General features: G+C 62.5%; 21 protein-coding genes and 4 tRNA genes. 16 read left to right on the top strand and 9 right to left on the bottom strand.

What is annotated here, in order from left to right; translation table 11 throughout:
* Positions 1 to 23: 23 nt before the first annotated feature.
* On the bottom strand, positions 24 to 1,034 hold the full coding sequence (locus VFG49_RS12675) for an NAD-dependent epimerase (RefSeq protein WP_324861024.1): 1,011 nt from the start codon (positions 1,032 to 1,034) through the stop codon (positions 24 to 26).
* A gap of 19 nt (positions 1,035 to 1,053) precedes the next feature.
* The gene (gene tviB, locus VFG49_RS12670; protein WP_324861022.1) at positions 1,054 to 2,331 is read right to left on the bottom strand and encodes a Vi polysaccharide biosynthesis UDP-N-acetylglucosamine C-6 dehydrogenase TviB; all 1,278 of its coding nucleotides are present in this window, start codon (positions 2,329 to 2,331) and stop codon (positions 1,054 to 1,056) included.
* A gap of 491 nt (positions 2,332 to 2,822) precedes the next feature.
* On the opposite strand from tviB, the gene VFG49_RS12665 reads away from it, so the two are divergent.
* Positions 2,823 to 3,533: a tetratricopeptide repeat protein gene (locus VFG49_RS12665; protein ID WP_324861020.1), complete on the top strand. Its 711-nt coding sequence runs from the start codon at positions 2,823 to 2,825 to the stop codon at positions 3,531 to 3,533.
* Between the two features lie 210 nt (positions 3,534 to 3,743).
* Here VFG49_RS12665 and VFG49_RS12660 read toward each other — a convergent pair.
* Positions 3,744 to 3,819 (bottom strand) — tRNA-Ala (locus VFG49_RS12660).
* Positions 3,820 to 3,871: 52 nt separating this feature from the next.
* Complete coding sequence (gene rnd / locus VFG49_RS12655; protein WP_324861019.1) at positions 3,872 to 4,990, bottom strand: ribonuclease D; 1,119 nt, start codon at positions 4,988 to 4,990, stop codon at positions 3,872 to 3,874.
* Positions 4,991 to 5,094: 104 nt separating this feature from the next.
* On the opposite strand from rnd, the gene VFG49_RS12650 reads away from it, so the two are divergent.
* The 10 genes from VFG49_RS12650 (at position 5,095) to VFG49_RS12605 (ending at position 16,362) form a co-directional block, all read left to right on the top strand.
* A complete protein-coding gene (locus VFG49_RS12650; RefSeq protein ID WP_324861016.1) occupies positions 5,095 to 7,038 on the top strand; it encodes a formylglycine-generating enzyme family protein in 1,944 nt (647 codons plus the stop codon).
* A 324-nt stretch (positions 7,039 to 7,362) separates the two neighbouring features.
* Positions 7,363 to 7,447, top strand: a tRNA-Leu gene (locus VFG49_RS12645).
* An 86-nt stretch (positions 7,448 to 7,533) separates the two neighbouring features.
* On the top strand, positions 7,534 to 8,826 hold the full coding sequence (gene tig, locus VFG49_RS12640) for a trigger factor (protein WP_324861014.1): 1,293 nt from the start codon (positions 7,534 to 7,536) through the stop codon (positions 8,824 to 8,826).
* A 38-nt stretch (positions 8,827 to 8,864) separates the two neighbouring features.
* Complete coding sequence (gene clpP, locus VFG49_RS12635) at positions 8,865 to 9,494, top strand: ATP-dependent Clp endopeptidase proteolytic subunit ClpP (protein WP_324861012.1); 630 nt, start codon at positions 8,865 to 8,867, stop codon at positions 9,492 to 9,494.
* A gap of 106 nt (positions 9,495 to 9,600) precedes the next feature.
* The gene (clpX, locus tag VFG49_RS12630; RefSeq protein WP_324861010.1) at positions 9,601 to 10,890 is read left to right on the top strand and encodes an ATP-dependent Clp protease ATP-binding subunit ClpX; all 1,290 of its coding nucleotides are present in this window, start codon (positions 9,601 to 9,603) and stop codon (positions 10,888 to 10,890) included.
* Between the two features lie 179 nt (positions 10,891 to 11,069).
* Positions 11,070 to 13,592 carry an endopeptidase La gene (gene lon / locus VFG49_RS12625; protein WP_324861008.1) on the top strand — a complete coding sequence of 841 codons (2,523 nt, stop codon included), beginning with the start codon at positions 11,070 to 11,072 and terminating at the stop codon, positions 13,590 to 13,592.
* Between the two features lie 324 nt (positions 13,593 to 13,916).
* Positions 13,917 to 14,189, top strand: a complete 273-nt coding sequence (locus VFG49_RS12620) for an HU family DNA-binding protein (protein WP_019465590.1) — start codon at positions 13,917 to 13,919, stop codon at positions 14,187 to 14,189.
* Positions 14,190 to 14,209: 20 nt separating this feature from the next.
* Positions 14,210 to 14,284: transfer RNA gene (locus VFG49_RS12615), tRNA-Val, on the top strand.
* A 9-nt stretch (positions 14,285 to 14,293) separates the two neighbouring features.
* Positions 14,294 to 14,370 (top strand) — tRNA-Asp (locus tag VFG49_RS12610).
* Positions 14,371 to 14,457: 87 nt separating this feature from the next.
* Complete coding sequence (locus tag VFG49_RS12605; RefSeq protein ID WP_324861003.1) at positions 14,458 to 16,362, top strand: SurA N-terminal domain-containing protein; 1,905 nt, start codon at positions 14,458 to 14,460, stop codon at positions 16,360 to 16,362.
* 172 nt (positions 16,363 to 16,534) lie between these two features.
* Here VFG49_RS12605 and VFG49_RS12600 read toward each other — a convergent pair whose 3' ends face one another.
* Both VFG49_RS12600 and gloB read right to left on the bottom strand, forming a co-directional pair.
* The gene (locus VFG49_RS12600) at positions 16,535 to 17,767 is read right to left on the bottom strand and encodes a LysM peptidoglycan-binding domain-containing protein (protein ID WP_324861001.1); all 1,233 of its coding nucleotides are present in this window, start codon (positions 17,765 to 17,767) and stop codon (positions 16,535 to 16,537) included.
* Between the two features lie 2 nt (positions 17,768 to 17,769).
* On the bottom strand, positions 17,770 to 18,534 hold the full coding sequence (gene gloB, locus VFG49_RS12595; protein WP_324860999.1) for a hydroxyacylglutathione hydrolase: 765 nt from the start codon (positions 18,532 to 18,534) through the stop codon (positions 17,770 to 17,772).
* Between the two features lie 224 nt (positions 18,535 to 18,758).
* On the opposite strand from gloB, the gene VFG49_RS12590 reads away from it, so the two are divergent.
* From VFG49_RS12590 to dnaQ, 3 genes are read left to right on the top strand one after another with little or no spacing between them, the layout of a single operon-like run.
* Positions 18,759 to 19,442 carry a methyltransferase domain-containing protein gene (locus VFG49_RS12590; RefSeq protein ID WP_324860997.1) on the top strand — a complete coding sequence of 228 codons (684 nt, stop codon included), beginning with the start codon at positions 18,759 to 18,761 and terminating at the stop codon, positions 19,440 to 19,442.
* A gap of 24 nt (positions 19,443 to 19,466) precedes the next feature.
* Positions 19,467 to 19,910 carry a ribonuclease HI gene (gene rnhA, locus VFG49_RS12585; RefSeq protein ID WP_324860995.1) on the top strand — a complete coding sequence of 148 codons (444 nt, stop codon included), beginning with the start codon at positions 19,467 to 19,469 and terminating at the stop codon, positions 19,908 to 19,910.
* Entirely contained in the window at positions 19,907 to 20,629 is a 723-nt protein-coding gene (dnaQ, locus tag VFG49_RS12580) for a DNA polymerase III subunit epsilon (protein ID WP_324860993.1), read from the top strand. The genes rnhA and dnaQ overlap by 4 nt, the downstream gene beginning before the upstream one ends.
* 3 nt (positions 20,630 to 20,632) lie before the next feature.
* Here dnaQ and VFG49_RS12575 read toward each other — a convergent pair whose 3' ends face one another.
* Complete coding sequence (locus VFG49_RS12575) at positions 20,633 to 21,334, bottom strand: PP2C family protein-serine/threonine phosphatase (RefSeq protein WP_324860991.1); 702 nt, start codon at positions 21,332 to 21,334, stop codon at positions 20,633 to 20,635.
* 368 nt (positions 21,335 to 21,702) lie between these two features.
* On the opposite strand from VFG49_RS12575, the gene VFG49_RS12570 reads away from it, so the two are divergent.
* Entirely contained in the window at positions 21,703 to 22,128 is a 426-nt protein-coding gene (locus VFG49_RS12570; RefSeq protein ID WP_324860989.1) for a hypothetical protein, read from the top strand.
* Positions 22,125 to 22,508 carry a hypothetical protein gene (locus VFG49_RS12565; protein ID WP_324860988.1) on the top strand — a complete coding sequence of 128 codons (384 nt, stop codon included), beginning with the start codon at positions 22,125 to 22,127 and terminating at the stop codon, positions 22,506 to 22,508. The genes VFG49_RS12570 and VFG49_RS12565 overlap by 4 nt, the downstream gene beginning before the upstream one ends.
* Positions 22,509 to 22,635: 127 nt before the next feature.
* On the opposite strand, the gene VFG49_RS12560 is transcribed toward VFG49_RS12565, so the two are convergent.
* Both VFG49_RS12560 and VFG49_RS12555 read right to left on the bottom strand, forming a co-directional pair.
* Positions 22,636 to 23,169: a hypothetical protein gene (locus VFG49_RS12560; protein ID WP_324860986.1), complete on the bottom strand. Its 534-nt coding sequence runs from the start codon at positions 23,167 to 23,169 to the stop codon at positions 22,636 to 22,638.
* A gap of 49 nt (positions 23,170 to 23,218) precedes the next feature.
* Positions 23,219 to 23,464: hypothetical protein (locus VFG49_RS12555; RefSeq protein ID WP_324860984.1), on the bottom strand; the 246-nt coding region annotated here is incomplete at its 5' end.

The raw sequence follows: 23,464 nt of genomic DNA, 5'->3' as shown, positions 1-23,464 counted from the left end.
AGGGCGACGTTGGCCTCAATCCATCACACGCGGTAGTAATCCCGATACCAGCGTACAAAGTTGGCGACCCCGGTTTCTACCGACACCTGCGGCCTATAGCCAACGGTCTGTATCAGGTCGGTTACATCGGCTTCCGTGTCGGGCACGTCGCCGGCCTGCAATGGCAGGAGTTCCATCGTGGCCTTGCGACCCAGGCACTGCTCCAGTACCTCGATGTATTGCAACAACTCCACCGGGCGTTCGTTGCCGATGTTGAAGAGGCGGAACGGCGCCACGCCGCTGCTCGCCGGATTGGGCATGTTGCTGTTCCATGCGGGGTCGATGGAGGGCACCTTGTCGAGCGTGCGGATCACGCCTTCCACGATGTCGTCGACGTAGGTGAAGCTGCGCTTGTGGCGGCCATGGTTGAACACGCGGATCGCCTCGCCCGCGAGGATGGCGCGGGTGAACAGGAACAGCGCCATGTCGGGTCGTCCCCACGGCCCGTACACCGTGAAGAACCGCAGGCCGGTACTGGGAATGCCATACAGGTGCGCATAGCTGTGCGCCATCTGCTCGTTGGCTTTCTTGGTGGCGGCGTAGAGCGTGAGCGGATGCTCCGCCGACTTGTGCTCGGAAAACGGCATCGCCGTATTCGCCCCGTACACCGAACTGGTGGAGGCGAAGACGAGATGCTCCACGCCGTGCTGGCGGCAACCTTCCAGTACGTGCAGGAAACCCACCACGTTGCTGCTGGTGTAAACGTGGGGATTTTCCGCGGCATAACGCACACCCGCCTGCGCAGCCAGATGCACCACGCGCTGAGGACGATGTTCGGCGAATGCGCGCTCCATCGCGGCACGGTCGGCGAGGTCGGCGTGGATGTGCGTGTAGCCGGGCCGATCGGAGAAGCGCGCCAGTCGCGCCTTCTTGAGGTTGACGTCGTAGTAGTCGCTGAGGTTGTCGAGGCCGACCACTTCGTCGCCGCGGGCAAGCAGTCGCTCGGCGACATGCGATCCGATGAAGCCGGCGGTGCCGGTAACCAACACTTTCATGACACGTTCCTTGGTGCTCTTACAGTCGGCCGTCGACGGCGTCGCGCGGCAACACGTACTTCACGTCATAGACGACGGAGGAGGGCTTGCCGAAGGCGCGAATGCCTTCGGCGCCGAGTGCGACGAACTGGCGATGGCCCACCGCCACGATGACGGCGTCGTAGCTTCCGGTTGCCGGTTCGCGTACCGGGCTCAATGCGTATTCGTGATTCGCCTCGGCCGCGTCGACCCACGGGTCATGCACGTCGACTTCTGCGTTGTAGCCGCGCAGCGCCTGCACGATGTCCACGACGCGCGTGTTGCGCAGGTCCGGGCAATTTTCCTTGAAGGCGAGACCGAGCACGAGCACGCGTGCGCGCACCGGATTGATGCCCTTGCGCACCATCAGCCGGATCACTTCGTTGGCGACGTACAAGCCCATGCTGTCGTTGGTGCGTCGCCCGGCAAGAATGACGTCGGGGTGGTGACCCACTTCCTGCGCCTTGTGCGTGAGGTAGTAGGGATCCACGCCGATGCAATGGCCGCCCACCAGCCCGGGGCGAAACGGCAGAAAATTCCACTTCGTGCCCGCGGCCTGCAGCACTTCAAGCGTATCGATGCCGAGCTTGTTGAAGAGAATGGAGAGATCGTTGACCAGCGCGATGTTCAAGTCCCGCTGGGTGTTCTCGATCACCTTGGCCGCCTCGGCCACCTTGAGCGAGCTGGCCTTGTGGGTGCCGGCGGTGATGATCGAGCCGTACAGGCCATCGACGAAATCCGCCGTTTCCGGCGTCGAACCGGACGTGACCTTGAGGATGCTGGTAACGCGGTGCTGCTTGTCGCCCGGGTTGATGCGTTCAGGGCTGTAGCCGGCGAAAAAATCGCGGTTGAACGCCAGCCCCGATCCCTTCTCAAGGATCGGCACGCACACTTCCTCCGTGCAGCCGGGATAGACCGTGGATTCGTACACCACGATGTCTCCGCGCTTGAGCACCTTGGACAGCGTCTCGCTGGCGCGGATCAGGGGCGTGAGGTCGGGACGTTTTGCCGAATCGATCGGCGTCGGCACCGTCACGATGTAGACGTTGCGGTCGGCCAGCTCCGCCAGATCGCTGCTGAAACGCAGGCGATCCGCGCCCGCCAGTTCCTCGGCGGTCACTTCCAGCGTGCTGTCGCGCCCCGCGCCCAGCTCTTCGATACGGCCACGGTTGATGTCGAATCCCACCGTGTCGTAACGCTTGCCAAACTCGACGGCCAGCGGCAGGCCCACATAGCCGAGGCCGATGATGGCGAGCTTGGTATCTTCCAGATTCTGCATGCCGGGATCCCGCTGTCTGGTGTGGAATGGCTCGGAGCCGGCCCGCAGGTTATCCGATGGATCGCCCTTTGGATTAGGAGCTTCGTGCCCAAGGCTTCGCCTGCTTCAGTGCGGGCGAGTGGCGTGCGACGAACGCACGTTGCGCCGCAAGGCTAGCAGGGTCGGTACCGATTTCAGCTAGGCCAGAGGATGCTTGCCAGATGGCGGATGCCATCCTGTGACGCGTGTAACCGATGCCGGCATCTTCGCTTGGACGTCGTCATGCGCCGCTTTGCCGGAGATCTCGACCAGGGGCTCAAGTCGTTGTAATCGTTGTTTTTGTGGTGAAGAGGCATGGGGTGGGCGAGGGCGTTGCGGTTTCTGCTACTGTCGAACGCCGACCGCCCGACCCGCCGTCGGCCGTGACGAAACAGGACATACATGTCGTTCCCCTACAGCCCCGTCTGCGGCGCTCGCCTCGTTGATGCCTTGCACTGCGCGGCGGCACGCCCATGAATCATCCGGCCACCGAGGCGCGCGCGGACGAATTGCTGCACCTGTTGCGGACCGATCCCTCGCAGGTCCATGCGACGCTGCTGGTGCAGGCGTTGGCAGGTGACTCGGCATCGCAACTGGGCGTGGCGCAGATGTACCTGGAAGGTATCGGTTGCCGGAGGAATGCCGCCGAAGCGCTCTATTGGTTCCAGCACGCCGCCCATCAGGGCGAGCCCGTGTCGATGAACATGCTGGGCCGCATCTACGAAAATGGCTGGGATGTACCGGTCAATGCGGAGCTTGCGGCGGTCTGGTATCGCGAAGCGGCCCAGCATGGCTCGGAGCATGGGATGTACAACTACGCCAACGTCCTTGCCAATGGTCGAGGCGTGGCTGCCAATCGCACGGAAGCGTTTCGATGGTTTGCCCGTGCCGCCGAAGCCGGGCACGCGCGGGCGATGCACTTCCTTGGCCAGTACTACGAGTTCGGGTGGGAAACCGAGGCGGATGCCGACCGGGCCCGCGAGCTGTATCAGCGCTCCGCCGAGAAAGGCGACTACCGCGGGCAGTGCAGCTGGGCTTCGGTGCTGGTGGAGCAGGGGCGCATCGACGAAGCCTGTGTCCTGTTGCGAACCGCCATCGACGCGGCACCTGCCTATTTCGTGGAAGCGCTCCGCAACGACCTTCGCCAATCGCGCCATGCCGAACTGCGCGCGCTCGCCGACTAGCTGGAACCTCGCAGGGCGGAAGATCGGTGCCGGATGTCGTCACTGATGCATGGAATGCGCATGGCCGCTGGCGTGCCTTGACGCGTCACATCCACTCAGGCGCAAAGGTATCCCTTCCGTCAAATCGCAGGGTCTTTCGAGAACGCAAGGGAAACGCACATGCGAAAAAGCCCCGGGGCTAACCCCGAGGCTTTTCGTCTGGAAGAAATTTGGTGGAGCCAGGGAGGATCGAACTCCCGACCTCGTCATTGCGAACGACGCGCTCTCCCAGCTGAGCTATGGCCCCACACGAGCCACGCATGTTAGCAGCGTGTTTTGGTATTCGCCAAGTCCCAGGCTCAGGCCAGCAGGCTTGCCAAATCGTCGTGCAGCACCGCGCGGCGCCAGCCCTCGAGGAATTCGGGCCATTGTGCGGTCACCACATATTCCTCCAGGGCCTTGCGCGGGCAAAGCAGGCCGGCAGGAAGGTCGAGTTCGGTGGCTTTCGCGTCGATGCGGTCCTTCATCGCCGATAGCGCGCGCTTGGCTTCACCCTGCGGCGATTCGGGAATCGGTTCGGAGGCGGCCACTTCTTCCGGGTCGACGGGACGCATCAGGACGTCCAGCAGTTCGCGCTGTTGCGGCGAACGGAGCGCCCGTTGTCCGCGGGTACGCTGCTCAAGATCGCTGCTGCCCTTGGGGTGTTGCTGCACGAGGTTCATGACCAGGGCATCCTCAAGCAGCCACGGCCGCGGGCGGTCGAGCGTGCGCGCGGTCTGGTCACGCCACAGGAGTACCCGGCGAAGCAGGGCGCGCCGCTCCGGTGCCCAGTCGGACGCACTGCGAAATGTACGCTGCGGCTGCGGGTCGCCCTCGCGATAGCAAGCGCGCTGCTTGAGTCGTTCGCAATCTTCGGCATGCCAGGCGGCGCGATTGCGCTGCGTCAAGCGTTCTGCCAACTGCTCGTGCACGGTCTTTAGATACACCACGTCCAGCGCGGCATACACGCGCTGCGATTCGGTCAAGGGCCGCTGCAACCAGTCCGAGCGTGTTTCGCCCTTGTCCAGTTCGGCGCCGGCGAGTTCAGCCACCAGGGCGCGATAGCTGATGCCCAGCCCCATGCCCACGAAAGCGGCGGCAATCTGCGTGTCGAACAGGTGGTGCGGCCCATGCGGCAGCAGTGGCGAAAGCGACTCGAGGTCTTCGCTCGCGCTGTGCATGACGGTCACCGCGTTGCTTTCGCCCACCAGTGGCTGCAATGCATCGCCGATATCGAAAGCCAGCGGATCGACCAGTGCGTAGCGTTCGTTCCATCCCAGCTGGATCAGTGCCAGTTGCGGATAAAACGTATTGCGCCGCATGAACTCGGTATCGAGCCCGAGCGCTGCGCGGTCAGGAACGGTCGCCAGCCACGCCTCCAGGGCATCGCGGCAATCAATCCATTCGGCGTCAGGCGCGGTCAGTGAATGTGGATGCATCAGTCTTCCTGGCGATGCAGGACGCGTACTCGCGCATTGTCCTGACATCGGTTTCTGCCTATGGTTAAGCGTCGCACGATAACAGGCCTCCCCGGGACCAAGCCATGCCGAGCAAGGAAACCGTACAACGACAACGCGCGCTGGGCGGGGCCGTTGGCGTGATCGTGCTTTCGCTGGCGCTCGTCTACCACTTCTTTCCGCGGGTCTTCCACGTCGAGCCCTCCACGAGTGCCGCGCATCGAGCCATGAACCTGGGACCGGCGCCCTCATTGGCGCCGGCGGCAACCCCGGCGCCGCAAGGCGTGGCCGAAATCGACGCCGGTCCGCCGGTGACGCTCGCACCGACGGAAGTGATCGTGGCGCGCCTGGGCAACAAGAACGCCAATCTTCCGGAGCAGCTGAGCGCCGATACGCCGGAAGTGGAAGCGCTGATCGCGCGGGCCGACAAGGCGCTCAAGGCGGGGCAGCTGGCGGGAGGCGGAAGCAGTGCCGCAACGTTGTACGAGCTGGCGCTGAAGCAGAAGCCCGATAGTCGTCGCGCAGCGCAAGGCCTCTATGAAGTGCGGGCCCGCCTAGTGGCGGAAATCGACCAGGATCTGGCCGTAGGTGACTCCGAATCGAGCAGTGAGCTACTCGACACCCTGAAAACCATTCCCGAATCCGGCGACGACGTCGCCCAGCTGCAGGCCAAGCTGAAGGTACTGTCGCAAGCCCGGCCGTTGCTCGCCAAGGCGTCGACGCTGCTGCAGCAGGGCAAGGCGGACCAGCCCCAGGGCGATAACGCGCTGGAACTCTATCGGCAGGTGCAGCAGCTGGATGCGGACAATGCCGTTGCCGCCCAGGGCCTGCTGCAGGTGCAACGGGTCGTGCTGGACCGGGCCCTGGCGGCCGTCGCGCAGAATGATTTCAAGGGCGCCGACCAGGCGTTGGCACAGGCTGCCCAGATCGCACCGGATTCCCCGGCCCTGAGCGATGTGCGCACCCGCGTGGACGGCATGCGCCAGACGCGGGCCGCGGGCTTGTTGACGCAGGCCCGTTCCGCACTGGATGCCGGGAACCTCGCGCTCGCCGAACAGCTCGCCGAACAGGCCAAGACGATCAGTCCGGATCTTGCGGGGCTGTCGGACTTCAGCGAGCGCCTGACCAACGCACACCTTTATGCCAGCTACAAGCCAGGCCAAGTGTTCTCTGATCGATTCCTCGACATTCCGGGGCAGGCGCCCTCGATGGTGGTCGTGCCCACAGGCAGTTTCCGTATGGGCGCGCCTGACAACGAGGATGGACGGCTGGACGCCGAGACGCCGCAGCATGACGTCGCCATCGCGAAGGGATTTGCCATCGCGCGGGCGGACGTGACGGTGGCGCAGTTCCGCGATTTCGTGAAAGCCACCGGCTACCAGCCCGACTCGGTGAAGCTGGGCGGCGCCAGCGTCTATGACGAGGCCACTGGCGCCATGCGCGACGACGCCAATGCCTCCTGGCAGGACGACTATGTGGGGCGCCAGGCGGACGGCCGCATGCCGGTCGTCAATATTTCCTGGAACGACGCCAAGGCGTACGTGGACTGGCTGAGCCAGCGCACCGGCAAGGCTTACCGCCTGCCCAGCGAAGCGGAGTTCGAGTATGCGTTGCGTGGCGGGACGACGACGCGGTACTGGTGGGGCGACGGGCCGCCCAAAGGGCGGGTCGAGAACCTTACCGGCGGCAATGACCGATCGCCGAGCGGGCGGCGCTGGAGTAACGCTTTCGCCGGTTACCGCGACGGTTTCTGGGGCCCGGCGCCCGTCATGAGTTTCTCGCCCAATCCATTCGGCTTGTATGACATGGGCGGCAACGTTTCCGAATGGGTGCAGGACTGCTGGCACGACAGCTATCTGCGCGCACCACGGGACGGCAGCTCATGGGTCAATCCCGGTTGCAGCTCGCGCGTGGTTCGCGGCGGTTCCTGGGGAAGCTCGCCCGACCAGGTGCGGTCGGCATACCGGCAGGGCGCCGATGCCAGCGTTCGTAGCGGTCGCGTCGGTTTTCGCGTGCTGCGGGAACTGTGAGCCGACGCGACGCCATTGCCTCCGGTGGAGTGCGTCCAAGTAAGCAGGCTACCCATTTGCTGCAACACGCGAGCGATCCGGTTTGCCGATGAGCGTCGGATCGTTGATGGCCGCGTCGCATTCGCGCAGAGACGTCCTCTCGCGCACATCGCCCCGCTTGTGCTGCCGCCCGGGCGAACCGTAAAATGACTCGCTTTCGTGTAAGGGAATCATCGACTTAGGGCGGAGCGCCCGCAGGCTTCCGGGGTGGGATGCGAGGATCAGGTCTTTCGCAATTCCTTTATAAATCCGATGCTTACGGGAACTTCGCAGAGTTGTTCTGATGCGAAAGTGGCGGAATTGGTAGACGCACTGGATTTAGGTTCCAGCGGGTAACCCCGTGAGGGTTCGAGTCCCTCCTTTCGCACCATCCCTTTGATTTTTCATAAGCAGGCGGCCCAGAGGGTCGCCAAGCGTCTTTGACGGGCGCTCAGCATCGGTATTCCAGGAGACGTCATGCAGGTTTCGGTTGAAAACGTCGGCAAGCTCGAGCGCAAGCTCACCGTGAAGTTTCCCGCGGAGCGTTTCGAGTCGCAGGTAAGCGCTCGCATCGTTGAAATGGGCCGCACGGTACGACTGAAGGGCTTCCGTCCGGGCAAGGTGCCGACGGCGGTGATCAATCAGCGTTTCGGCGACCAGGTTCGTGGCGAAGTGCTTTCCGACCTGATCGGCACCACCCTGCGTGAAGCCGTGGCCCAGGAAAACCTGCGTCCGGTGGCCAACCCGTCGATCAACACCACGGGTCGTCCGGAAGACGGCGAGATCGCCTATACCGCCACCTTCGAGATCATGCCGGAGTTCCCGGAAGTCGACGTCGCCAAGCTCGAGATCAGCCGCCCGGCGTCGGAAGTGAGCGACACCGACATCGAGAAGATGATCGAAACCCTGCGCGTGCAGCGCCGCAGCTTCGATCCGGTCGAGCGCGCCTCGGTCGAGGGCGACTTCGTGATGTTCGAATATTCGGCGCAGGCCGGCGATTACCGCTTCCCGGCCGAGGGCCTGGAGCGTGCCGGCAGCGTGCTGGGCTCGGGCAACCTGTTCAAGGCGCTGGACGACGTGCTGACCGGCCGCAAGGCCGACGATGAGTTCGATGCCGACATCGAGTTCCCGGCCGATTTCCGCAACGAGAACCTGGTCGGCAAGACGGCTCATTGCCACTTCAAGGTCATCAAGGTGCAGGAGCCCAAGCTCCCGGAAGTGGACGCCGAGTTTGCCAAGCTGTTCGGCATCGCCGACGGCAACCTGGAACATTTCCACAAGGAAGTGCGCGCCAACCTCGAGCGCGAACTGAAGGCCACCCTGATGGCTCGCCTGAAGTCCGAAGTGGCCGAAAAGCTGGCCAATGCCCATCCGGACCTGGACGTGCCGAACGTGATGGTGCAGTCCGAGGCCCAGGGCCTGGCCCAGGGCAGCGTGCCGCGCGGCCAGCAGGCGCCCCCGCAGCTGGTCGAGGCAGCCATGCCGATCGCCCGCAAGCGCGTCATCGCCGGTCTGTTGATGGGTGAGATTGCCCGCAAGCAGGCGCTGGTGATCGATCGCACTCGCGTCGCCGAGCAGCTAGCCGCCATCGCCTCGACCTACGAGGAGCCGGAGCAGGTTGTTGAACTTTACAACCGCGACCCCCAGTTGATGTCAGGGCTGCAGAATCGCGTGATGGAAGACCAGGTCGCGGAATGGGTGGCAGATCACGCCACCACCACCGTGCAGAACCTGGGCTTCGACGAGGTGATGCGCCCGGTCAGCGCCTGAGGCATCCTTCAGGCAAATCAACCGGAGAGCGACAAAGCATGGCCATGGACCCGATCCAGAACCTCAACCTGGTACCGATCGTCGTCGAGCAGACCGCCCGCGGCGAACGTTCGTACGACATCTATTCGCGCCTCCTCAAGGAGCGCGTGATCTTCCTCGTGGGCGAGGTGAACGATCAGGTCGCCAACCTGCTGGTCGCGCAGATGCTGTTTCTTGAATCGGAGAATCCGGACAAGGACATCCATCTGTACATCAACAGCCCCGGCGGCGCGGTTACCGCCGGGCTGGCGATCTACGACACCATGCAGTTCATCAAGCCCGACGTCAGCACCATGTGCATCGGCCAGGCCTGCAGTGCGGCTTCGCTGCTGCTGATGGCAGGCGCCAAGGGCAAGCGTTATTCGCTGCCCAATTCGCGCGTGATGATCCACCAGCCGTCGGGTGGTGCCCGCGGCCAGGCCACGGACATCGAAATCCAGGCCCAGGAAATCCTGTACCTGCGTCGCCGCCTGAACGATATCTACGTTCAGCATACGGGTCAGCCGCTGGACAAGATCGAGCGGGACATGGAGCGCGACCGCTTCATGAGCGCCGAGGCGGCCAGGGATTACGGTCTGATCGACCAGGTCCTCGACCGTCGGGCCGTCGATACGGTGAAATCGGCCTGATTTCAGGCGTTTGGTATCGGGTTTGCAAGCCGTTCCGCGTCTCGCTGCAGACGCGGAACGCTGTGCTATTCTCAAACCGCAATCGATTTACTAGCAGGATCCAGGCATGAGCGACGATCGGCAGGGCCGTTCCAACGACAGCGGCAAGATTCTCTACTGCTCCTTCTGCGGCAAGAGCCAGCATGAAGTGCGCAAGCTGATCGCGGGCCCCTCCGTGTTCATCTGCGACGAATGCGTAGAGCTGTGCAACGACATCATCCGCGAAGAGCTTGAGGAAAAGGCCGCCTCGGGGCGCAGCCAGCTGCCCAAGCCACGCGAGATCATGGAGACGCTCGACCAGTACGTGGTGGGCCAGACCCGCGCCAAGAAGGCGCTGGCGGTGGCGGTGTACAACCACTACAAGCGCATGGAATCGCGCCAGAAGAGCGATGACGTCGAGCTGGGCAAGTCCAACATCCTCCTGATCGGCCCCACGGGTTCGGGCAAGACGCTCTTGGCCGAAACGCTGGCGCGCCTGCTCAACGTGCCGTTCACCATCGCCGATGCCACCACGCTCACCGAAGCCGGCTACGTCGGCGAGGACGTGGAAAACATCATCCAGAAGCTGCTGCAGAAGTGCGACTACGACGTCGACAAGGCGCAGTCGGGCATCGTCTACATCGACGAAATCGACAAGATCTCGCGCAAGAGCGAGAACCCGTCGATTACGCGTGACGTTTCCGGCGAAGGCGTGCAGCAGGCGCTGCTGAAGCTGATCGAAGGCACCTTGGCCTCCGTTCCGCCGCAGGGCGGCCGCAAGCATCCGCAGCAGGAATTCCTGCAGGTGGACACCAAGAACATCCTCTTCATCTGCGGCGGTGCATTCGCCGGACTCGAGAAAGTCATCCAGCAGCGCTCTGATACGGTGGGCATCGGCTTTTCGGCGGAAGTGCGCAGCAAGGAGCGCAAGGAGAATCTTGGCAAGCTGCTCGCCGATGTTGAGCCGTCCGACCTCGTCCGCTATGGCTTGATTCCCGAGTTCGTGGGTCGTCTGCCGGTGGTTGCAACGCTGGATGAGCTTGATGAACCAGCGTTGGTGAAGATCCTCACCGAACCTCGCAACGCCGTCACCAAGCAGTTCAAGAAACTGTTCGAGATGGAAGGCGTGGAGCTGGAGTTCCGCCCGGAAGCCCTGCAGGCGATTGCCCGCAAGGCACTGAAGCGCAAGACCGGCGCCCGTGGCCTGCGCACCATTCTTGAGCAGGTGCTGCTCGACACCATGTACGAGCTGCCGTCACTCGAGCACGTCAGCAAGGTGGTGGTGGATGACGCGGTAATCGAAGGCCAGGCCGAGCCGTATCTGATCTATCGCGGCAACCTCAAGCAGTCGCGTGTCGAGGGCGGTGACGCTGCCTGATCGCGCTCTTAACGCGAGAGAAACCACTGATTGGCCCCGGCATTCGTGCCGGGGCCAATTTGTTTGCGTGGTTTGTCATGCACTTGTGCAAGCCCCGGTTTGCCACCACTTGACGTACAGAAGGCCCCGGCGCAGTGTCGGGGCAAAAGACGCTATTCATCCCTGAGAGATTCTCTTCGATGGCAAAAAAAGCCCCCGAACCCCAGGCCACTGGAGCCACACTGGATGCATTGCCGGTGCTGCCGCTGCGTGACGTGGTGGTGTATCCCCACATGGTTCTTCCACTCTTCGTCGGACGCGACAAGTCCATGCGCGCGCTTGAGCGCGCGATGGAGGGTGAGCGCCAGATCTTGCTGGTCGCACAGAAGAGCCCGGACATCGACGATCCGAAGATCAGCGATTTGCATGACATCGGCACGCTTGCGGGCGTGCTGCAATTGTTGAAGCTTCCCGACGGCACCGTGAAGGTGCTTGTCGAAGGGCAGTCGCGCGTGCAGATCGAGAAGTACAGCGAGGACGGTGGCATGCTCACCGCCACTTCGCGCGTCATCGAGCCGATCTACAGCAACAAGGAGCGCGAGCTTGATGTTGTGTCGCGCACGCTCATTTCGCTGTTCGAGCAGTTGGTCAAGCAGAGCCGGAAGTTGCCGCCCGAAGTGCTGGCGACGCTGTCTGGCATCGACGATCCGTCGCGCGTGGCCGACTCCATCGCGGCGCATCTGTCCGTCCGCATGGGCGACAAGCAGAAAGTGCTCGAGACCTCCGACGTGGGCCAACGCCTTGAGCTGCTGATCGGCCTGGTCGACGGCGAGATGGATCTGCAGCAGGTGGAAAAGCGCATCCGCGGCCGCGTGAAGACGCAGATGGAGAAGAGCCAGCGCGAGTACTACCTCAACGAACAGATGAAGGCCATCCAGAAAGAGCTCGGCGAGAGCGAGGAAGGCCCGAACGAAATCGAAGAGCTGCAGAAGAAGATCGAAGCGGCTGGCATGCCCAAGCCGGTGCTGGCCAAGGCGCGTCAGGAGTTCGGCAAGCTGCGCCAGATGTCGCCGATGTCTGCCGAAGCGACCGTGGTGCGCAACTACCTCGATTGGCTGGTTGGAGTCCCCTGGAAGAAGCGCAGCAAAGTCCGCAAGGACTTGCAGCTCGCCCAGGAAGTCCTGGATGCCGATCATTTCGGGCTGGAAAAGGTCAAGGAACGCATCCTCGAGTACCTCGCGGTGCAGCAGCGCGTGAACACCATGCGCGGTCCGATCCTGTGTCTCGTCGGTCCGCCCGGCGTGGGCAAGACGTCGCTGGGCCAGTCCATCGCCAAGGCGACCAACCGCAAATTCGTCCGCATGAGTCTGGGCGGCGTGCGCGACGAAGCGGAGATCCGTGGCCATCGCCGTACCTATATCGGTTCGATGCCGGGCCGCATCGTGCAGAACCTCAACAAGGTCGGCACCAAGAATCCGCTGTTCGTGCTGGATGAGATCGACAAGATGTCGATGGATTTCCGTGGCGACCCGTCTTCGGCGCTGCTGGAAGTGCTCGATCCGGAGCAGAACCACGCGTTCAACGATCACTACCTGGAAGTCGATCTCGACCTCTCCGAGGTGATGTGGATCGCGACGGCCAATTCATTGAACATCCCGGGCCCGTTGCTGGACCGCATGGAGGTCATTCGCATCCCCGGCTATACCGAGGATGAGAAGCTCGGCATCGCGCAGAAATACCTGCTGCCGAAGCAGCTGAAAGCCAACGGCCTGAAGCCGGAGGAGCTCAGTGTCGACGGAGAGGCCATCCGCGACATCGTGCGCTATTACACGCGCGAGTCCGGCGTTCGCAATCTCGAGCGCGAAATTTCCAAGATCTGCCGCAAGGTGGTGAAGGAGCTGACGCTTGGCCAGGTCAAGAAGGCCGCGCCCGCGAAGACAGCGGCGAAGGCTTCCGCTTCGGCAGCAAAGACGTCCAAGTCGAAATCCAAGGCGCCGGCCAGTGTCGCCGTCAATTCGGGCAACCTGGAGCAGTACCTGGGCGTCCGTCGCTTTGACTTTGGCCGTAAAGAACTCCAGAACGAAGTGGGTCTGGTGACCGGCCTGGCATGGACCCAGGTCGGCGGCGACCTGCTGAGCATCGAAGCGTCGGTGGTGCCGGGCAAGGGTCGCCTGGTTCATACCGGCCAGTTGGGTGATGTGATGAAGGAGTCGATCCAGGCTGCGCTGTCGGTGGTGCGTGCGCGCGCGGACAGGCTGGGCATCGACCCGGAGTTCCACCAGAAGTACGACATCCACATCCACGTTCCCGAAGGCGCCACGCCGAAGGACGGTCCGAGCGCAGGCATCGCCATGTGCACGGCGTTGGTGTCCGTCCTGACCCGGGTGCCAGTGCGATCCGAAGTGGCCATGACCGGCGAGATCACGCTGCGCGGTCGCGTTCTGCCGATCGGCGGGCTCAAGGAAAAGCTGCTGGCGGCCCATCGCGGCGGAATCACCACAATCATCATTCCCGAAGAGAACAAGAAGGACCTGGCCGACATTCCGCAGAACATCACTGCTTCGCTGGATATCCATCCCGTGCGCTGGATCGATGAAGTGCTGGACATCGCGCTGGAGCGGCCGCTCCAGCCGTTGCAGGCGGCGGAGGTGGAGGGCAAGGCGAAGGCGCCCCGGGAGGAAAGCCAGGATGAGTCCCAGGAGTCGTACACGCGACCTCATTGATCCGTGACGCGGGTCGTTGAAAAACGGGCGGGAGACCGCCCGTTTTTCATGAGCGTGTCATGGTTTGGAACACACATCGCATAACGTTTCAATCCACACTTTGCAAGCGTTCGCGCAACAGGCTGAACCGTGCGAACCCTTGGAAAACCTTGTCATTGCGGACCCTAGGGGCCACTGGTATAAAGGCGGCACCGCAGCCTGACGTCGAGCACGATGCGCAGTGATGCGGGGTTGCTTGGCGATACCCGGACGCACCACTGCGAGGGTGTCGCCTGGTCCCAGAATGACCACGCGGGCTGCATAACCGTTTAAGGGAGTGTCTCAATGAATAAAACCGATCTGATCAATGCCATTGCCGAGAAGGCCGAACTCACCAAGGCTGACGCCGGCCGTGCTCTCGAGGCTTTCTTCGAGACCGTGCAGAAGGCGCTGAAGAAGGGTGACGATGTGTCGGTGGTCGGCTTTGGTACCTTTACCGTGCGCAAGCGCGCTGCCCGTACCGGCCGCAACCCGCGCACCAACGAGACGATCAAGATCAAGGCCTCGAAGGTCCCGGCGTTCAAGGCTGGCAAGACCCTTAAGGATGCCCTAAACTAAGCGGCTACTTGCTTAGTTTCGGGTGCTTAGCTCAGCGGTAGAGCGTCGCCCTTACAAGGCGAGGGTCGTAGGTTCGATCCCTACAGCACCCACCAGAAACATGCGGAGCGGTAGTTCAGTCGGTTAGAATGCTGGCCTGTCACGCCGGAGGTCGCGGGTTCGAGTCCCGTCCGCTCCGCCAAGTTCGCAAGGGCGCCCGCGTGGCGCCCTTGCCTTTTAAGCACTGCGCACATGGTGCGCCGAACAACGACATAGCCGAGACCACACCATGCTGCAGGCACTGCGTAACAAGCTTCACGGATGGCCTTCCATCGTCATTCTGGGCATTTGCGTTTTTGCTATTTCGTTCTTCGGCATCGAGTCTTACTTCGCATCGCACACCGAGACCTACGTTGCGATGGTCGGCAAGCACGAGATCTCGCAGCGTGACTTCCAGGAGCGCACGAACGAGGCTCGCCGCGACGCCATGGCCCGCATGGGCGACCAATTCAACGCTGCCCAGTTCGAGCTGCCGGAAACGAAGCGCCAGATCCTCGACCAGCTCATCAACGAGCAACTGCTGCGTCAGGCAAACGAGTCGCTGGGCCTGCGCGTGTCCGACCTCGCGTTGCGCGAGCGTATCGCTGGCGCGCCTCAATTCCAGGTCAACGGCCAGTTCGATCCCACCACGTACCGCGCCATTCTTGCCGCGCAGAACATGACGCCGGCGTCGTTCGAGAGCAGCCAGCGCGCTTCGCTTGAGCCGAGCCTGGTGCCACGCGCCATCATCGACAGCGCCGTGGTGACCGATGCGGACATGGATCGCTACCTGACGCTGCTTTATCAGCGTCGCGACCTACGCTGGTTTGCCATCCCGCGCCCCGCGCTGGCCGACACCACGGTGGCCGACGCCCAACTGGAGGCGTATTACAAGGAACACCAGGCCGACTTCATGAACCCCGAGCAGGTCTCGCTCAAGTACATCGAAGTCAACGGCAGCGATCTCAAGGTCGATGCACAGCCGAGCGAGGATGAGCTCAAGAAGCGCTATGAGGACCAGAAGCAGCGCTTCGTGCAGCCTGAGCAGCGCCTGGTGTCCCACATCCTGGTGAACGTGCCGAAGAACGCCACGCCGGACCAGCAGAAGGCTGCGCTTGCCAAGGCCGAGAAGATCGCCGGCGAAGCCACGGCCGACAACTTCGCCAAGCTGGCCGAACAGGATTCGGACGACCTGGGTTCGAAGCGCTCGGGTGGTGACCTCGGCTGGCTGGAAAAGGGTGTGACCACTCCCGCGTTTGACTCGGCGATGTTCGCGCTGCAGAAGGGCCAGATCTCCAAGCCGGTGTTGTCCGACGAGGGCTATCACGTGCTGTTCCTGCGCGACGTGCGCAGCGGCGATGCCAAGCCTTTCGCCGAAGTGCGTGACCAGATCGCCAAGGACTACCTGAGCACCGAGCGCGATCGCCAGTACAGCGAACTTGCGGGCAAGCTTACCGACCAGACCTACCAGAACCCGTCGTCGCTCGAGCCGGCATCGCAGGCGCTGGGGCTGGCCATCAAGACTACGGGCATGATTTCCCGCAAGGGTGGTGAAGGTATCGCCTCCGACGCCAAGCTCGTGCAGGCGGCGTTCTCCGACGACGTGCTCGTGCAGGGCAACAACTCGGGCTTGGTCGAGCTGGGTCCTGACCACGCCGTGGTGGTTCGCGTTGACAAACATGTGCCGGCAGCTGCGCGTCCGCTGGCCGAAGTCCGTGACCAGGTGCGCCAGAAGATCCTCGACGAGCGCGCGGCCGCCGAAGCGCTGAAGAGCGCCGATGCACTGCTGGCCCGCCTGCAGAAGGGCGAGGACATGCAGGCGGTGGCGGTCTCGGCGGGTTCAGCCCTGCTGACGGTTCCGGACGCCGTCCGCATGCAGCAGAACGTGGCGCCCGAAGTGCTCGTGCAAGCCTTCCTGTTGCCGCACCCGGCGGCAGGCAAGGCACAGTTTGCGCGCGTCGCGACCGCAGAGGGCGGCTACGCCCTGGTGGCGGTCGACAAGGTGCAGGACGGCGATTTGTCCAAGGTGACTTTCGAGCAGCGCGATGCGTTGCGCACGCAGATGGCGCAGGCCTACGGCATTCTTGCCACGCAGGAGTTCCTCGACGCACTGAAGGCGAAGACGGAAATCAAGATTGCCGCTGACCGCATGTAGTCCCTGCGATTGATGACAAAGCGAAAAAGGCAGCTCGTGGGCTGCCTTTTTTGTGGACCGTATGACGCCGCGTGATGACTGTTCCTGTGCGAACGTCAGATTGCACCCGGCGCGAAACGATATTCACCTGTGCGCCGGCAGCGCCCAGGCATCCCCGTTGCAACGACGGGTGTCAGCTGGGAGCGCTGACCTTCAAGATCTGCCCCGGTTTCACGCCAGCGCTTTGCAGATGATTCCATTGCTGCAGCTGCCTGACGTCCAGCGAGTAACGCCGCGCGATGCTCCACAAGCTTTCACCTGATTTCACGGTGTGCGTCTTTTCGCCATCCGAATGCTTGCCGGAAGCCTTGTTGTCATCGTCCGCTGTCGATGCGCTCAGTGTGGCTCCCAGCGGTGGAAGCACCGTGGTGCCTGGCACATTCGGGGCAGTGTCGTTGCCAGCCGCGAGGGGCGAATTACGGAACTGCTGTACGTGATTGCTTGGCAGCAGCAGGTAAGAGGAGGCGCTCGAGTCGACCACGCCGTTGCGGAAGCCCGCGTTGAGATCCTTGAGCTCGTCGGTTGACATGCCTGCGCGGTTCGCTGCGTGAGCGATCGGCATCGAGTTGTCGATGGCCACAGTCACCAGCCGCTCCTCGGAGGGGAGGGAGGGCAGGCTGACATTGAAGCGGTCGGGTTCGCGAATGACGCAGGCGATGGCAAGCAACTTGACCAGGTGCTCGCGCGTCACGGCTTTCACTGGCATCTTCGGCACCACGGGCTCGGCGGACGGCGTGCCATGCTGGGCCACCATGCGCTTGATACCGAATTCGCCCGCGTTGAACGCGTAGTCGACCAGGCGCCAATCATCCAGGTCGTCGTGGTAACGGCTGAGCAACGCCATGATGGCGTCGGTTGCCGCGGGGACGTCCATACGGCCATCGAAGTTCTTGTCGACGCGGATGCCCATGGCGTTGGCCGTGGTGGGCATGATCTGCCACATGCCTGCTGGCATGTTCTTGCCTCCGGGAATCGGGCGGTACTGGCTCTCGACCCAGGGAAGCAGCGCGAATTCGCCCGCCACGTGGTGCCGTGCGGCCACTTGCTGTACGTAGGCCAGCCGAGGTGCAGCGGCAGCGAGCTGGTTCTCGAAGCGCTCGGGGTTCTGGGTGTAGCGACGAGCCCATAGCGTGATGCCGGGATCGGCATCGCAGTCGGCCATCTGGAAACTGCCACGCAGTTGATCCCACATGCCGGCGCCGTTGTCATTCGGCCTGGTCGTTCCCATTACCGGATGGCTGATGTCGCGGACAGGTTCGGGAGCGGGCGCTTGTACCTTCGGCGCCTGGGGCTTGGGTGTAGGTGTCGTTGCGCAGGCGGCCAGCAGGGCTGACATCGCCAAGGGCAGTGGGCGTAGACGGCGCATGCTCATCCTGAGAACACATCCTTGTTGGCGCGCAGTGCGGCGAAGCGCGCGACTCGATCCTCGGCAACGCCATGCTTGCGTCCCCACGCGATCACGCTTTCGCTGTCCGTGCGCAGGAAGGGATTGGTGGCCTGCTCCGTGGCAAGGCTCACGGGCAGGCTTGGCTGATCATGCTTTCGCAATGCTGTCACCTCCCGTTCGCGTGCCGCGAGCGCGGCGTTGTCAGGTTCGATGGTGCGGGCAAAGCGCCCATTGGCCGCCGTGTATTCGTGGGCGCAACACACCAGCGTGTGTCCAGGAAGGCTGCCCAGGCGATCGAGCGATGCGAGCATCTGCTCGGGCGTGCCTTCAAACAGGCGACCACAGCCCATGCTGAAGAGCGTGTCGCCACACAACAGCACGCCTTCACCGGCATAGGCGATGTGCGTCGTCGTGTGTCCCGGCACCGCAATCACCTCGAACCGGGCCCGTGGCGCATGCAGTGCAACGACATCGCCATCGCCCACGCGATGGGTGGCATACGCAATGCGCTCGTCATGCGGTGCATAGACGGGAACGTCGTGCCGCGACAGCAATGCGTCGACTCCCCCGATGTGATCGTGGTGATGGTGCGTAAGAAGAATGGCGCGAACCGTGAGTCCGCGATCTTCCAGTGCTGCTTCGACCGGAGCGGCCTCACCTGGATCCACGACGATGGCCTGGCCTTCGTCGTCGTACAGCAACCAGATGTAATTGTCGGCAAGCGCCGGTAACGGTACGACGTGCAAGGAGTTCTCCTCCGCGGTATTCGTATCGACTGACGCAGGCATCCTGGCTTGCGCGAAGTGACCGACTATAAAGCGGCCAGGCGACGCACTCGTTAGTGAGACGTTAATCTTCCCCTGGGACGTTCAGTCTTGTGGGCACCGTCCCGCTGGATATGCAAACCAGGATACGCCGCCGCAGGCAGCCGTTACACTGTGTCCCAATCACAGGAGCGGGTCGTCCCGGCATGTCTCAGCGTGACCAAGACATCTACCAAAGCGCACCGTTGCGTAGCCTCCTGGCCGAGGAAACGGTGGCGCTCGTGCCCGGCTTGCAGCGTTGCACCGGCACCCATGCGTTGCTGATCAGTGCGGCCCGCGAGGATGAGCCGCCGATGCTGCCTTTACTGGGCAACTGGACGCGCCTCAATGCGGAAGGATCGCGTTACGCCGGCGACGTGCTGGCCAGTGGAGTAGAACCGCTGCCTTTCGTGGACGACGCGTTCGATCTGGTGTTGCTGAGGCACGCGCTTGAGGTGTCTACCGCGCCGCAGGAGTTGCTGGAAGAGGCGTCTCGCGTGTTGTCACCCGGAGGCGTACTCGCGCTGACGGGATTGCATCCCTTCAGTGCGTGGGTCCCCTGGATGCTGTGGCGTACGCGCGGCCGCGGACCGGCGATGCATTCGCCCATCATGCTGGAGCGATGGGTGCGTCGGTTCGAGCTGGACATCGAGCGCATCGAGCGCGTGGGACGCCTGTGGCCGAATAATCATGCCGGCCTCGACGCCGCGCATGCCTTCGGTGGCGGTTATCTGTTGATCGCACGCAAGCGTCGCCGGATGGCCACTCCGATCCGTCTCAAACCCAAAGCCGTGCCGGCGGCCGTGAACGTGGGCCTGGCACCAGGCGCACGGCGCAATGCCGCGTCTTAAGATCTGATCTCATAGCAGGTAACAATGACTGAAGTGCAAGCTTTTACGGATGGCGCATGCCTGGGCAATCCCGGACCAGGCGGATGGGCCGCCCTGCTGCGCGCCAAGGGAACCGAACGGATGGTGTCCGGTGGCGAACCGGCCACGACCAACAATCGCATGGAGCTGATGGCTGCCATCGGCGCGTTGGAAGCGTTGACGCGCCCGTGCAGGGTGGCGCTCACCACCGACTCCCGCTATGTCATGCAGGGCATCGAGGAGTGGGTGCCCAAGTGGCGGGCCAATGGTTGGCTCACCGCCGACAAGAAGCCAGTGAAGAACCAGGATCTGTGGCAGCGCTTGTCATCCGCAGTGCAGGCACATCAAGTGAGCTGGCATTGGGTGCGTGGCCATAACGGGCACGTTGAGAACGAGCGCGTCGACGTGGCGGCGCGCGAGCAGGCAGAGCAGTTCAGGAGCAAGGCATGAGACAGATCGTACTGGATACCGAAACCACCGGGCTGGAGGTTCGCCAGGGTCATCGCCTCATCGAAATTGCCTGCGTGGAAATGTTCGAGCGCCGTCCCACGGGACGCCACTACCAGACCTATCTGAATCCCGACCGCGCCATCGATGAAGGCGCGCGTCAGGTCGCCGGCATCGAGGACGAGTTTCTGCTCGACAAGCCGCATTTCGCGGATGTCGTCGAAGAATTCCTCGCCTTCATCGACGGTGCCGAACTCATCATCCACAACGCGACCTTCGACGTTGGCTTCCTCAACGCGGAGCTGGCACGCCTGGGCGCATCGTACGGAAAGATCGAAGACCGTTGTGCCGTGCTCGACACGTTGAAGATGGCTCGCGAGCGCTACCCGGGGCAGCGCAACAGTCTTGACGCACTCTGCAAGCGCCTCGGCGTGGACAATTCGGCGCGTGACCTGCACGGCGGCCTGATCGACGCTCAATTGCTTGCCGAGGTGTATCTCTCGATGACGTCGGGCCAGGTCGTGCTCGACTTGGGCTTCGAAGGCACGCCGGAGCAGGGGGCCGCCGTCATGCTTGTGCCAGTCACGCTGGACCGTCGCCCGCGCGTGTTGCGGGCGAACACCGAAGAACTTGCAGCGCACGAATCACGTCTGGATGCCCTGGACAAGAGCGCGGGCGGTACCAGCGTCTGGCGACGCGAGGCGATTCCGGCCGTCAACTGAGCATCAGTTGACGCGAGCGAGGATGGTGGTGACGTTGTCGCTGCCACCCGCATCGAGCGAGGCCAGCAGCAAGTGCTCTACGCACTCCTGAGCCGACAACTCGCGCCGCGACACCATGCTGGCAATCGCCGCATCGGTTACTTCTTCCGTGAGGCCATCGCTGCACAGGAGAAAACACATGCCGGGTTCCAGTCGCCCGCGCGACATGCCGATATGCAGCTGTTCGGCCGCCGTGATCCCGAGCGCCTGCGTGATGACGTTGCGCTGGGGATGACGCGAGGCCTGTGCCGGATCGAGCGTGCCAGCTTCGACCAGCTCCTGCACCAGCGAATGATCATGGCTGACCTGGCGCAGGTGCTTTTGCCATAGATAGACACGACTGTCGCCCACCCAAGCCACTTCGTAGGTGTCTGCGTGCAGGCGTAGTGCCGCGATGGTGGTTCCCATGGGGCGCGGGTCGGCAAAGCCGCGGCTGTGGCGGATCAGCCTTTCATCCGCGGCACGCACGGCTTCCACCAGCGTGTGGCCACGCGCCACGAGATCGGCCACCGCATCGCGCACCAGCGCCGAAGCCACCTCGCCATGCTGGTGGCCGCCCATGCCATCGGCCACCAGAAACAGGCCGAGCGACGCGTCGGCGTAATAGGTGTCTTCGTTGCGCGTGCGGCGTAGGCCGACGTGCGTTCCGTGTCCGAATTCGATCATGGGCGACCTGGTGTGGCGTTGCGCTGCGAGCATGACGGAACCAGGGGATTTCCGCAAAGAAATGCCGTGAAAGAGGGGCCTGGGCGAGGAAGCGCCCGCCGAGCCGGACTTGCAGGCGCTCTTCACCATACAAGTGACGGCATGGCGCTGGGCGTATGAATCGCAGCACGGGCGCCCCATTCCGCCCGGGGTTCTATGGGAGTGCCTTAGCACGCGCTCGCCCGTGATCCAGGATTGCCAGATGCCGGCCTATCGCCCGTTGCCCGCCCATGCCGCCGATGTGATCACGCTGCGTCGCAAACGGTAGTGGTCACGGAAGTGGGCGGAGATGAGGTACATTGCTCGCCATCCGGGGGGGGGAGCGAGTCATGACGGAGCCGGCGGGACTAGGGACATTCGCTTCGGTGGTGCGGGAGATAAGCACCAAGAGCGCCATCAATCCGATGCTTTGGTTGTTTGGTCTTTGTTCCATGGTTCTGATAGCCGTTTCCTTGGGCCATCCCGAGCCGGTTGTCTTATATTCGATTCTCGCCCTGTGGATTTTTTTCGGCCTTACGGGTGGCGGTGGGTTCCTGTATTTCATGTTCAAGAACCCGGATCGATTGCAGGACGAACGACACATTGAGCGTATGGCCGCTATACAGGCACAGGCTAAGGAAGGCTCGCCAAAGACTCTTCCTTCGGATGTAGCCACCAGTAACCCTAATGTGATTGACGCGGTAGTCGTTGACGTGAAAGAGGCTCGACTTACGCAAGCTGCCGCGCCGACCGGCAACGCTGGGGGTAAGGCATGAAAACATTCATGCTTAACACGCTGGATGCCCCGGAGAATATGCAGCCCAGGCTAGATAGCATTGTGCTGATCCGGAATTGGTATCGGTATATGCCAGGGTGCTACATCCTCGTTGCGGAGGATCAAACCACTGCGCAGCAACTAGCCATGAGCATTCGCTCCCGTGCCGAGGGTGTGTGGTTCGTCGTGGCTGAGATATTTTCCGTGGCTGCGGATGGTTACTTGCCAGGCGCCGCGTGGACTTTCCTAAATAATCCTCGCGACTCTGGCCGCCATGGAACTCCTGCACTTAGGAGCATGGAGAACCTATTAACTGGTGGCGGAAATATCAGCGGCGGCATTATGGGTGGCGCGAGTAGCGACAAAGATTCGCTGTTCTAAGCTGGTGAGATCGGCGTGGCGTTGCCTATCACTGATGGAAGATTCCGCCAGTGCGACCGAGAGAATGCGCGCTTAGGCGTTTATACGTCGTGCGTAAGGGCTGGTGATCTGTTCCCGAGCCAATCGGTTAGGCGTCGCCCACGTCTTTGGCAATGACCTTGAAGCCATCCTGTACCTTGTCGCCCATCATGGTGAACAAGTCGAAGTCCGCATTGAGTGTCGCGCACGCTCTCGTGTAGGCGACCCTAGGATCACTGTGCTTCTCGTGCGCGACGCAGTGCAGTGCGAAGCACATCTTCGCAATATGATCCGCTGCAAACGTGAGCTTAGTGTTTTTCGTTTTGTGGGCTATGTGATGGGCAAACTCATTGCGTATTTTTCGGATGCCATGCAAGTCTGACCAAATGGCATCCGAGACGATGCCTAGCACACGCGCCAGATCAATCTTTGGGGAAAAAGCAGTCAGGGACCCGCCACCACCAAAAAGCCTAACGTGCGATTCCTTGTGCTCTTGGAGGAATGAGGTGATCGCGTCGGACAGGGCTTCTTCAACCCACGCTTGACCTACAATTGCAACCGCGCGATCTGATTCCCCATTCATTTCCTCAACCAGCGCCATCATTCGCGCATTGGCTGCTTCCTGATCATCGCGAAACTTCATCGTGCTTCAATGCCCGTTGTAGTTATGGAAAGGGTTGCGGAGAAGTTACCTATTCTTTGAAGCGGTCTTTAATTTCATCTGCCTTGTAGTAGCTCATTTGCGCAGATGACTTTTGCTTTTGCTCAATGATTGCGGCTTCGCAAATGATAAGGAGTTGCGCCCAGTTACCTTGCTTGCGAAAAGCATTGATCGAAGTTGGGTTGTAGTCAGTGACATGCTGGCCATGCTCAACAGAGGCCGTGATAGCGAACCCTTCGTCATCCTGTTCGTAGAGTGTCAGATCGACGTAGCTGTC

This window comes from Dyella sp., assembly GCF_035685885.1.
In the GTDB taxonomy this organism is placed as follows: domain Bacteria; phylum Pseudomonadota; class Gammaproteobacteria; order Xanthomonadales; family Rhodanobacteraceae; genus Dyella.
Note: the sequence above shows the minus strand (reverse complement) of the source record. Positions and strands in the feature narration are given on the sequence as shown.

Excerpts from the sequence above, each read along its gene's own strand:
- VFG49_RS12675 (WP_324861024.1), bottom strand. The coding sequence starts at position 1,034 with ATGAAAGTGTTGGTTACCGGCACCGCCGGCTTCATCGGATCGCATGTC.
- tviB (WP_324861022.1), bottom strand. The coding sequence starts at position 2,331 with ATGCAGAATCTGGAAGATACCAAGCTCGCCATCATCGGCCTCGGCTAT.
- VFG49_RS12665 (WP_324861020.1), top strand. The coding sequence starts at position 2,823 with ATGAATCATCCGGCCACCGAGGCGCGCGCGGACGAATTGCTGCACCTG.
- rnd (WP_324861019.1), bottom strand. The coding sequence starts at position 4,990 with ATGCATCCACATTCACTGACCGCGCCTGACGCCGAATGGATTGATTGC.
- VFG49_RS12650 (WP_324861016.1), top strand. The coding sequence starts at position 5,095 with ATGCCGAGCAAGGAAACCGTACAACGACAACGCGCGCTGGGCGGGGCC.
- tig (WP_324861014.1), top strand. The coding sequence starts at position 7,534 with ATGCAGGTTTCGGTTGAAAACGTCGGCAAGCTCGAGCGCAAGCTCACC.
- clpP (WP_324861012.1), top strand. The coding sequence starts at position 8,865 with ATGGCCATGGACCCGATCCAGAACCTCAACCTGGTACCGATCGTCGTC.
- clpX (WP_324861010.1), top strand. The coding sequence starts at position 9,601 with ATGAGCGACGATCGGCAGGGCCGTTCCAACGACAGCGGCAAGATTCTC.
- lon (WP_324861008.1), top strand. The coding sequence starts at position 11,070 with ATGGCAAAAAAAGCCCCCGAACCCCAGGCCACTGGAGCCACACTGGAT.
- VFG49_RS12620 (WP_019465590.1), top strand. The coding sequence starts at position 13,917 with ATGAATAAAACCGATCTGATCAATGCCATTGCCGAGAAGGCCGAACTC.
- VFG49_RS12605 (WP_324861003.1), top strand. The coding sequence starts at position 14,458 with ATGCTGCAGGCACTGCGTAACAAGCTTCACGGATGGCCTTCCATCGTC.
- VFG49_RS12600 (WP_324861001.1), bottom strand. The coding sequence starts at position 17,767 with ATGCGCCGTCTACGCCCACTGCCCTTGGCGATGTCAGCCCTGCTGGCC.
- VFG49_RS12590 (WP_324860997.1), top strand. The coding sequence starts at position 18,759 with ATGTCTCAGCGTGACCAAGACATCTACCAAAGCGCACCGTTGCGTAGC.
- rnhA (WP_324860995.1), top strand. The coding sequence starts at position 19,467 with ATGACTGAAGTGCAAGCTTTTACGGATGGCGCATGCCTGGGCAATCCC.
- dnaQ (WP_324860993.1), top strand. The coding sequence starts at position 19,907 with ATGAGACAGATCGTACTGGATACCGAAACCACCGGGCTGGAGGTTCGC.
- VFG49_RS12575 (WP_324860991.1), bottom strand. The coding sequence starts at position 21,334 with ATGATCGAATTCGGACACGGAACGCACGTCGGCCTACGCCGCACGCGC.
- VFG49_RS12570 (WP_324860989.1), top strand. The coding sequence starts at position 21,703 with ATGACGGAGCCGGCGGGACTAGGGACATTCGCTTCGGTGGTGCGGGAG.
- VFG49_RS12565 (WP_324860988.1), top strand. The coding sequence starts at position 22,125 with ATGAAAACATTCATGCTTAACACGCTGGATGCCCCGGAGAATATGCAG.
- VFG49_RS12560 (WP_324860986.1), bottom strand. The coding sequence starts at position 23,169 with ATGAAGTTTCGCGATGATCAGGAAGCAGCCAATGCGCGAATGATGGCG.